This is a genomic window from Alkalibacterium sp. m-11 (assembly GCF_054658155.1).
The window spans coordinates 36374-46428 of the sequence record NZ_BAAGIR010000005.1; the positions used below are offsets into that span (position 1 = coordinate 36374).

The window sequence follows — 10055 nt, forward strand, 5'->3', positions numbered from 1 at the left end:
GTAAAAATGCAAACAACTTGTATATACAAGTTAAGATAAAGGAGGAAATAAAAGTGGCAGATTTCAAACAAGATGCACAGGAGTTGCTGGATGCAATAGGCGGTAAAGAAAACGTCAATGCCGTCACGCACTGTGCTACACGTATGCGATTTGTACTGGATGATCCCTCAGAAGCGGATAAGGATAGAATTGAAGATATCCCGTCTGTTAAAGGAACATTCACCCAGGCAGGTCAGTTCCAGGTTATCATCGGGAACAGAGTAGCAGATTTTTACAACGAGTTCTCAGCAATTTCGGGACTTGAGGGTGTGTCTAAAGATGACGTGAAAAGTGCAGGGAAACAGAACATGAACAGCCTGCAGCGTCTGATGGCGGCACTGGCAGAAATTTTCACCCCATTAATTCCAGCAATTATTATCGGTGGTTTGATCTTAGGTTTCAGAAACGTATTGGAAGCAGTAGAATTCGGTGCCCTTGGTGGCCAGACAATTGTCGAAACATCGCAGTTCTGGAGCGGAGTCAATGCCTTTCTATGGCTGCCGGGAGAAGCGATATTCCACTTCCTGCCTGTCGGTATCACATGGAGTGTGACGCGTAAGATGGGGACGACTCAGATTCTGGGTATTGTTTTAGGTATCACATTAGTGTCACCACAGCTGCTTAATGCTTTCGGTGTACAGGATATTTTAGCAGGGGATGTAAACCAGTGGGACTTTGGATTCTTCCAGCTGGATATGATCGGGTATCAGGCTCAAGTTATTCCGGCCATGATGGCAGGGTTCCTGCTCGCCTATCTTGAAAAATGGCTGAGAAAGTTCATACCTGAAGCCATCTCAATGATTTTTGTTCCATTATTCGCTTTAATACCAACAGTATTTGTCGCTCATGCAGTTGTCGGACCGATTGGATGGCAGTTGGGCATCTGGCTATCTCAGGTCGTTCAATGGGGACTGACAGGTACATTCAACTGGGTCTTCGGATTTATCTTTGGTGGATTGTATGCACCGCTCGTAATTACTGGACTGCACCACATGACTAATGCGATCGATCTTCAGTTGGTTGCAGATTTCGATCAGACCATTCTATGGCCAATGATTGCTCTATCAAATATTGCTCAAGGTTCAGCTGTATTAGGTATCATCTGGCTGCACCGTGGGAATGAGAAAGAACAGCAGATCTCTATCCCAGCAATGATATCGGCTTATCTTGGTGTAACAGAACCGGCTCTGTTCGGTATCAACATCAAATACGTGTATCCATTCGTTGCAGGCATGATCGGATCCGCTTTTGCGGGAATGACTTCCGTAGCCTTAAATGTGGCATCTTTCAACATTGGTGTTGGGGGTCTTCCAGGAATCCTATCAATCATTCCTGAGTATTGGATTGGTTTCTTGATCGCTATGGCAATTGCTATCGTAGTTCCTATTGTACTAGTTGTTGTTTTTGAGAAAAACAATATCCTGACTAAATGGGAAAATGATCATCTGCCAATTCCAAAACTGGGTAACTAAGAGGCGTATCGATTGTTTCGCTTCACATAATTGAATAAACTTAAAGTGTCATTACTCTATGGAGGAAGGGTGTTTCCTGATATTCTTTGATTCTGGTCGATAAAACTGGAAAAAGAACATCTGACGGAATGCCCTTTTTCCTATGTTAAGAATAAAATTGGAAAGGACGAAAGATATGAGTACATTTCATGATAAAGTCATTTACCAGGCGTATCCTAAATCATTTAAAGATACCAGCAGCAACGGCATAGGAGACCTGAACGGAATAAAGGAGAAACTGCCTTATCTAGCGGATCTGGGCATAGACATGCTCTGGCTGAACCCGTTCTATAAATCTCCTCAAAACGACAATGGATACGACGTGGCCGATTATACTTCCATAGACCCAATATTCGGGACGTGGGATGACTTCGATGGATTGATTTCGGAAGCTAATTCGTACGGCATCGACTTGATGCTCGATATGGTATTGAACCATACGTCAACTGAGCATGAGTGGTTCCAGAAAGCGTTAGCTGGAGACAAGAAATATCAGGATTATTATATTTTAAGAGAACTGCAGGAAGACGGCAGCTTGCCGACGAACTGGGAGTCCAAGTTTGGAGGGAAAGCCTGGTCCAAATTTGGTGATACAGACAAGTACTACCTTCACCTGTATGATGTGACCCAAGCTGACCTGAACTGGCGTAACCCTGAAGTCAGAGAAGAATTATATAAAGTCGTCAACTTCTGGCTGGAAAAAGGGGTCAAAGGCCTCCGCTTCGATGTCATTAATGTAATTGGAAAAGATGAAATTCTTGAAGATGCTGAAGACGGCGTCGGTAAGTCCCATTACACAGATACACCGATCGTCCATGACTATATACAGGAGTTGAACAAGGAAACATTCGGCAGGTATGAGGATATCGTGACTGTTGGAGAAATGAGTTCGACCACTGTAGAAAACGGTGTGAAATATTCAAATCCTGAGCGTAATGAATTGTCCATGATCTTCAGTTTCCACCATCTGAAAGTCGATTATAAAGACGGTGAGAAATGGTCAATAATGCCTTTTGACTTTATTGAACTGAAAAAGATCCTGCATGAATGGCAGGAAGGCATGGTTGAAGGAGGAGGCTGGAATGCACTGTTTTGGAACAACCACGACCAGCCGCGTGCCAACAGTCGTTTTGGGGATGTAGAGAATTATCCAGTTGAAACCAGTACGATGCTGGCACAGACTATTCATCTGCTTCGAGGGACACCGTATATCTATCAGGGTGAAGAGATCGGCATGACCAATCCTAACTACGAGGACTTGGACGAGTATGTCGATATCGAAACGCATAATGCATACAAGAAGATGCGGGAAGACGGGATTTCTCATGATGAAGCCATGGCCATCATCAAAGAGAAATCACGTGACAATTCCCGTACACCGATGCAGTGGGACGATTCAAAAAACGCCGGTTTTTCGGACGCTGAACCATGGCTGAAGGTGGCTGACAATTATAAAAATATCAATACAGAAAACACTGATGTCAGCCAGGCGATCCGTGACTACTACAAAACGTTAATCCGTCTGCGTAAGGACATTCCGATCATTCAGGAAGGGTCTTATGACGTGTTGGAGCTGGAACACCCCAGTATATTTGCTTACGTTCGTGAATACGAAGGCGAGAAGCTGCTGGTGCTGAACCACTTTTACGGAGAAGACGACACGATCACTATCCCGGATGAGCTGCTGAATATGGATGCGTCGTACCTGATAGGAAACGGCAGTGAGAGAAAGCTGGAAAAAGAGTTTAAACTGGGGCCATACGAAACGGCTGCTTTTCTTCTTAAATAAAAGTAATTCCTTTAACTGAAAAAAGCGGAAGCCTTCTATTCATCAAAGAAGACTTCCGCATTTTTTATTATCAGGCAAACTGTAAGGCTTGTGACCTGTTGAATATGGACTATATTTGAAGGATAAAATGTAGTATAGTTGCTCTAAATAGACTAATCAGTCGTAAGAAACAGGCCCGCGTCTTCTGGCAAACTCGACGAATCTGAAGCGGTCCAGTCGGTGACGTGATTCAGTATACTGGAACAATGTAGCGTCTTCCAGATGGACTTCACTACGGGTAACGACAACATGCGTATCATTATGAAGCGTCATCAGTTCACGGTCTTCCTGGGTGGCCGGCTCAGCGATGAATTCTTTTCGAGCAAAACCGATGACAAGACCTAATTTGTTTTCAATGTAGTGATAAAGTGAATGACGAGCTTCATCATCCGGAATCGATTCGATGATTGATGTGAACAAGTAATCCTTATCTAGAATGACGACTTCTCCATCGACTTTTCTGGCACGTATGACACAATGCACTTCAGTGTCATGAGAAACCTTCAGAAAATTTGCAATGTGCTCCGGAATAGTCATCTTCTTGTTTTCAACGAGAATCGTTTCGCTGGACATGTTCTGAGCATCCTGAAGTTCTTTGTAACTGGTCAGGCCGGATATCGGAAAATCGAAGCGTTTGACATCGAGCACGATCGATCCCTTACCTTGTTTCTTCTGTATGTAACCACTTTCAAGCAAGAGGCTAAGGGCTTTTCTAATTGTTTCACGCGAAACATTGTACTTTATTGACAACTGGTTTTCGCTCGGTAGAAGTTCACCAGGTTTGTACTGCTGGTTTAATATATCGGATTCGATATCTAGAAATATATCCTGAAATCTGCTCATATTTTCCATTCCTTTTACTATAATCATTCGATACAGACCCTTTAAGTTTAAAAGAAAATGAACAGTAACTCAACAGTTATAAGATTAGAAGACTATTCATAATTTTTAGCTAAATTTTGAAGAAATTTAAAAAGGAGTATTTAATGAAGACACAAATAAAACAAGGATTGAAGCAACTGGAAGCCATACTGGTATACATTATCGTGCTAGGTGGAGTGGGTTTTATCGGATACCGGATTGGGATGGAAAGCACGCCTTTGACTGCTGAAGGAAATCTCGATGTGGGACGTCTGCTTATACGTATCGGAATTGTAATGGTAATTGCCGGAGGGCTGGTCTATGGGCACGTCATTATCCATGAATTGGGTCACCTGCTTGCCGGGAAACTATCGGGGTACACATTCATGCTTTTTAGAATCGGTCGATTTGGGCTGATAAAGGAAGACAGTCAGTTCAAGACCATTTTATTTACGATGAGCGGCACGATGGGTCAGTGTCTGATGCATCCGCCTGAGAATAATGACAGACGGCCTTACCGTTTCTACTTGCTTGGCGGGGTATTGGCAAATGGAATAACCGCGCTGATTGCGGGTACTTTTTATTTAATATACCCGTCTGAGTATATTATGATTTTTATTGTCATCGGTGTGATGTCTGCAGCTATGAACGGCATTCCATTAAGCTTCAATGATGGAAAAATACTGAGGAAACTAGGCAGGAGTTCAGTGGCTCAGGATCAGTTCTTTCAGCAGCTGAAATGGAATGGAGATTTTGTCCGTCATAACAAGACATACTCTGAGGCAGCCGAAGATCAGATGACGTTCAATCCTAATGAACCGGTAACGGAGCAGTTCAATATCTATAATAAGCTGATTGAAATCAATGCCAGCCTTGAGCAGAAAAATTTCAAGCAAGCTGAAAGTAGCCTGAGTGATTTGTATGACCAGAGAAGTGAAATCATTCCGGCTTACCGCATCGAGATCCTGCGAGAGTATGTGTACTGTCTGCTGATTGAAGATTCAGGTACGCCGGAGCTTATTGAGCGAATTCTTTCTGATAAGCTTCTGAAGAGTCACTTGAAAATGAAACAGGCAGATGTCTGTCGTGTAAACTGTGTGATTGCTTATTTTGTAGACAATGACCGGACTGAAGCCAAGCGATGGTATGATCTGGCGAGGGAACATCTGGATAAACTGCCATCTTATGCGGATAAACGAGTAAATACTAACCTTCTGGATCATCTTGGAACAGTTATGTCATTTGTAACACATAATAGTTGAGTAACGATAAACTGAACCTTCCTGGAAGGGATAAGAAGATAAAAAAGGAAACGAACCTTCTGCGACATTGTCTTGTAGAAGGTCGTTTCCTTTTTATTGTTAAAATGCGTGCAACTAGTCTGCTTCTGGAAAAATAAACTGAAGTTATCTGATTGTCAGGACTTGCCCCACACGAATGAGGTAGAGTCTGTAAAATCCGATTGATACTTGTCCCATCAGACCCGTCATCAAAAGTCAGCGCAACGACTTTCTCTGTGGTGGATCCTCTGGTCACTGTCTGTGCTGGAGCGGCTGATACTGGAACAGCAAAGGTCAAACTGATGATTACCCCTAAAAACAGACAAGCGACTTTTACGATTAGTGATCGCATGCTTTTTGTGCTCATTTCACTCACGTCTTTCCTCATGCACCAAAGACGTTTAAGTGTTATAAGCGAACAGTAGGCACATGAGAGCACGACCTTATTTTTCACCTTTATTATAAATCTAAACCATAGAAAAAGTACCAGTCAGTACTCAAAAAACAGTTATAAATTAGGGGATTTAAACGAAAAAAATGACGGATATTCCGCCATTTTCAGATGCATATTCACTTTAAATAGTCTTAGTGTAGCAGATGATCCGGTGGGCTTCCTTGAAGCCGATTTTCTCATGGAAGGCTGCACTGGTAGTGTTGTGGAGCTCCACGTCACTGGCAAATTCGGTTGCGTTCATAAAACGGGACCAGTCTTCGCAGACCTCAACCAGCTTTCTGGCAATGCCTCTTTTTCTGTAAGCCTCCTTGACATATATGCCTTCAAGATAACCTACTGGAGTGGTTCTCGTCCCTTCTACGTAGTCGAATCTCAGCTGGACATGTGCAAAGCCTACAACCTGGTCATCAGTTTCACAGACAAACAGCTCAGCCGTACTATCCTCCTGATACCTCGTCATTTCCCGCTGAAGTTCGTCGTAATCTTCGCTGGGCCATAGCAGTAAAGCGAGTTGAGTAATGTTTTCAATATGTATGTCTCTGGCTTTGACAATTTTATGCATAAGTATTCCTCCAGCTCAACTGTAATGAAAGAAATGAATGATTGTAGAAATAGTGTACCACAATTTGTGGTCAAACGCTTTCAGATAAAGCCTTAATCCAGTACGAATTACAGAAAGTCTCAAAATATATACTTAAGTAAGCATGAAGCATAAAGTTAGGAGGCGCATCTTAAATTCATTTCTTTATGTTATACTGATTCAAAAATGACTGATGAGGAGGACAAAAATGAGAGTAGTCATTATAGGCGCATCTTTTGCTGGGGTAGCTGCTGCTTTTGAAGTACGTCACATTCATCCGGATGCAGAAATTTTGTTGCTTGAAAAGCAGGATACCCTGGGATACATACCAAGCGGCCTTCATTTATATTGGGATAAGAAAATTACTGACTTGGATGAGGCCCGGTTCGTTACAGAAGGCCAGCTGGATAAGCATGGAATCGTGTATCATCTAAATGCTACTGTACAGAAGGTAAACACGACTCAAAAAATAATCACTTATGACCAGCACGATTTATCAGACCAGCTGTCTTATGACAAACTGATTATAGCGGCGGGATCGAGACAGTTGTCTGAGAAAATTATCGGCAGTGCCCAGGAGAGTGTACTAAAATACAAGCGGTACGATGAGGCTCAGGCGGCTTTGATTAAAGTTGAGGAAAGTGAGCATATTACGATTATCGGTGGAGGGCAAGTTGGGGTAGAGGCTGCAGATCTACTGACCGCAATGGAGAAACAAGTGACTCTGGTAGAAAGTATGGATTATGTTCTATTCAAGTATCTGGACGAGGATATGATTAAGCCGATCGAGAAGAATATGACTGAAAAGGGCGTTGATCTGAGAATGAGACAAACGGTCTCTTCCATAGAGATGGAATCAGACCAGAAAGTGACTGTCTACCTTGGCGAAGGATCTGTCACCAGTGATGCTGTTATCATGGGAGTGAATGTCAGACCGCATCTGCCTTTTCTGGATGAAACCATCAAGCAGCATACCGATCAGACAATTGCTGTCGACCGCTATTTAAGAACATCAGCCGAAGATGTATTTGCCGTGGGGGATTGCATTCAATTGTCAGGACCGGGAGAAGACAGGGTCTATGTTCCATTGATCAATAATGCTGTTCGGACAGGTATTGTGGCAGCAGCCAATCTGATTGAGCCATCCCAAACTTTTAAAGGTTCGCTACGTACGATTGGTACCCGTGTCTTCGGCAAGTATATAGCCAGCACAGGTATGACCGAAACCGAGAGTCTGTTTACTGACCGGACTGTTGAGTCTCACAGACAGGAGGTACGTCTGACCAGCCTGGCGGATTCTGATACCGTGACTCTGAAATGGGTCTATGATGCCAAAACACATGAGCTGCTGGGCGCTCAAATGATATCAGATGCCAATATACTTGAAAAAATAAATGTGCTGGCGTTGGCTATTCAGTCCAAGCAGACCCTAGAGGATCTGCAGCAGACCGATTACTTCTTTAATCCAGCTTATTCTCAGGTGACTGCCACCACAAATCTGATAGCCTGGATGGATGAGGGGGCGGACGAAGATGAAAATTGAACACTTTCTCGAGAAAAATGAAGTAAGAGAAATCACCATCTTCAATCAGCTCGTGCTGAATGGCGGGACGTTGTCTTATGGAAAGATGCTGAATCATTTGGGGGTATCGAAGGCGTCTCTTGAAAACGACTTGTCATCCATTGCTGTTAGAATTGAAGGTTTTGATCAGAAGGTCCAGCTTCAGTATGACGGACAGACGATTGTGCTCAGCATGAGTGATGATCTGTCGCTCCAGCAGATTTACCGACTCTATCTCGATCAGTCTATCAAGCTTCAAATCATCACTTTTCTTTTCAAGCATCAGGAGTTCTCGATTACACAGCTGACGCAGAAACTGGCAATCAGCGAGAGTTCATTATTCCGAAAAATTAAAGAACTGAACAGCCATCTTAAAGAGTTCGGCATTAAAATACGTAACGGACAGATGCAGGGTGAAGAGCTTCAAATCCGGTATTTCTATTTTCAGTTCTATTGCTATATAGAAGACAAAGCAACTTTTCTTACTGAACATCCTAATGACCGGCTGAGGCAGATGATCGACGCAATGGAAAAGTTCCTGAATGTAACGATTACTCCTGAAAACAGAGAGCGTCTGACAATTTGGCTGATTATCAGCAATGCACGTGTATCAATCATAGACAAGCAGGCCAAACGTCTGAGAACACAGATGAAGGCGTACAGAAAAGATCCCTTTTTTCATAAAATCCAAGTCTTTGTTCTACGCTATTTCAGCCGGTATTCTATTGAAGTAGATGAAGTTGAGTCCATGATTCATTATGCTTTTCTACTGGCATTTCCTGTTCTCACAGAACCGGATTTCCACGAATACAGATTGCTTCGGGACCGCCATGCACCTATCGCTTCAATGGACACACTGATAGCGGAAACGATCATCAATCATTTTAAGTACCGCAGATTACCTTATATGCTTGAACGGGACATGTCCTACCATCTCACTCATATCCATACCCGGCTATACTTTTTCCAGGGTGATATTGAAATCTACGAATATGAAGGAATTATATCGAAGGAAAAGCAAATCGTAGGAACGAATGTTGTATCGTTCGCACGCAAACTTTTGAAAACCAGTACCAAAACCCTCGCAGATAAGATGGGCGAGAATAACAGTCTTTTGAAGATGGAGCTGCTGAAATACATCAGTCTTCTTGTTCTCATCACCTTTAAAATGGCCAGTGTCATACAGGTGGGAATTGATCTGAAAATGGACGGCTTGTATAAAGAGACTCTTGGAGAGTTGCTCATACTGAAATTAAAGCCGATCAAAGGGGTCCGGGTAGAGCACTATGACCCTACAAAAATCTATGATCTCATACTGACCAATGAAGAACCGAAAGACCAGGCGAATTATGATGATGCCAGGATATATATACTTTCAGAAATTCTTTCTTCATTTGACATGGTGAATATACAAAGAATCATTCAGGAGCTAAATTAATAGAGCTGACATCATTAAGAAAGCTTATAATTGAGAAAATATGTGTATATCAATGTATGTAAGAGTCTTAGACAAAAGTAATAATCAAGTGAGATTCCAACCATTAGTTGATAACTCAAGTTTTGCAGTTGAATATCCAGGTTTAACCCTTGCGGTTATTGAAACTTCTTATAAATAATTATCAAAAAACACACAAAAAGACACCTCTCTTTGGTAAAATGTAGTCACCATAACAACATTCAAAGGAGAGATGTCTTATGACTAATATTTTACCAGAAAAATCAGAAAATCACGAGGTTGAATCGACCGTTTCCCACTTTTTTAAAGAATTCAAAATTGGAACACTCTTGAACCGAGCGAATGTAAAAAAAACTCGCGGTGTTAGTCCTGTGGTACTCTTTCAGTTCTTGTTTACTCTAGTCTTCACCTCAAAATCTGGAAACCAGGCTATCCTTTCTTCAAAAGCACCTGAAGAAATTAGTGTTTACACTGTAAACCGGTTC

8 protein-coding genes and 1 pseudogene are annotated in these 10055 nt (G+C 42.4%); 7 read left to right on the forward strand and 2 right to left on the reverse strand.

Annotation, left to right across the window (positions count from 1 at the left end; genetic code table 11):
• Window positions 1–53 precede the first annotated feature (53 nt).
• Together treP and treC are read left to right on the forward strand one after the other, a co-directional pair.
• Window positions 54–1511: a PTS system trehalose-specific EIIBC component gene (gene treP / locus ACYQ2O_RS01345; protein ID WP_346025162.1), complete on the forward strand. Its 1458-nt coding sequence runs from the start codon at window positions 54–56 to the stop codon at window positions 1509–1511.
• 175 nt (window positions 1512–1686) lie between these two features.
• Window positions 1687–3339, forward strand: a complete 1653-nt coding sequence (treC, locus tag ACYQ2O_RS01350) for an alpha,alpha-phosphotrehalase (protein ID WP_346025163.1) — start codon at window positions 1687–1689, stop codon at window positions 3337–3339.
• 156 nt (window positions 3340–3495) lie between these two features.
• Here treC and treR read toward each other — a convergent pair whose 3' ends face one another.
• Window positions 3496–4221, reverse strand: a complete 726-nt coding sequence (treR, locus tag ACYQ2O_RS01355; RefSeq protein ID WP_346025164.1) for a trehalose operon repressor — start codon at window positions 4219–4221, stop codon at window positions 3496–3498.
• A 143-nt stretch (window positions 4222–4364) separates the two neighbouring features.
• Between treR and ACYQ2O_RS01360 the strand changes: the two genes are divergently transcribed.
• Window positions 4365–5501, forward strand: coding sequence for a M50 family metallopeptidase (locus ACYQ2O_RS01360; protein ID WP_346025165.1), 1137 nt, complete (start codon window positions 4365–4367; stop codon window positions 5499–5501).
• A gap of 200 nt (window positions 5502–5701) precedes the next feature.
• Window positions 5702–5944: a hypothetical protein gene (locus tag ACYQ2O_RS01365; protein WP_346025166.1), complete on the forward strand. Its 243-nt coding sequence runs from the start codon at window positions 5702–5704 to the stop codon at window positions 5942–5944.
• 150 nt (window positions 5945–6094) lie between these two features.
• Here the strand turns inward: ACYQ2O_RS01365 and aac(6') are convergent, their stop codons facing one another.
• Window positions 6095–6535 (reverse strand): aminoglycoside 6'-N-acetyltransferase, encoded by a 441-nt coding sequence (gene aac(6') / locus ACYQ2O_RS01370; protein ID WP_459768782.1) that lies wholly within the window; start codon window positions 6533–6535, stop codon window positions 6095–6097.
• Window positions 6536–6761: 226 nt separating this feature from the next.
• On the opposite strand from aac(6'), the gene ACYQ2O_RS01375 reads away from it, so the two are divergent.
• From ACYQ2O_RS01375 to ACYQ2O_RS01385, 3 genes and pseudogenes are all read left to right on the forward strand, one after another.
• Window positions 6762–8096: an FAD-dependent oxidoreductase gene (locus tag ACYQ2O_RS01375; protein WP_459768784.1), complete on the forward strand. Its 1335-nt coding sequence runs from the start codon at window positions 6762–6764 to the stop codon at window positions 8094–8096.
• Window positions 8086–9552 carry a helix-turn-helix domain-containing protein gene (locus ACYQ2O_RS01380; protein ID WP_346025169.1) on the forward strand — a complete coding sequence of 489 codons (1467 nt, stop codon included), beginning with the start codon at window positions 8086–8088 and terminating at the stop codon, window positions 9550–9552. The genes ACYQ2O_RS01375 and ACYQ2O_RS01380 overlap by 11 nt, the downstream gene beginning before the upstream one ends.
• 257 nt (window positions 9553–9809) lie before the next feature.
• A pseudogene (locus ACYQ2O_RS01385) lies at window positions 9810–10055 on the forward strand (hypothetical protein); the annotation flags it as partial.

Coding starts and splice junctions, on each gene's coding strand:
- treC (WP_346025163.1), top strand. CDS start 1,687: ATGAGTACATTTCATGATAAAGTCATTTACCAGGCGTATCCTAAATCA.
- treR (WP_346025164.1), bottom strand. CDS start 4,221: ATGAGCAGATTTCAGGATATATTTCTAGATATCGAATCCGATATATTA.
- ACYQ2O_RS01360 (WP_346025165.1), top strand. CDS start 4,365: ATGAAGACACAAATAAAACAAGGATTGAAGCAACTGGAAGCCATACTG.
- ACYQ2O_RS01375 (WP_459768784.1), top strand. CDS start 6,762: ATGAGAGTAGTCATTATAGGCGCATCTTTTGCTGGGGTAGCTGCTGCT.
- ACYQ2O_RS01380 (WP_346025169.1), top strand. CDS start 8,086: ATGAAAATTGAACACTTTCTCGAGAAAAATGAAGTAAGAGAAATCACC.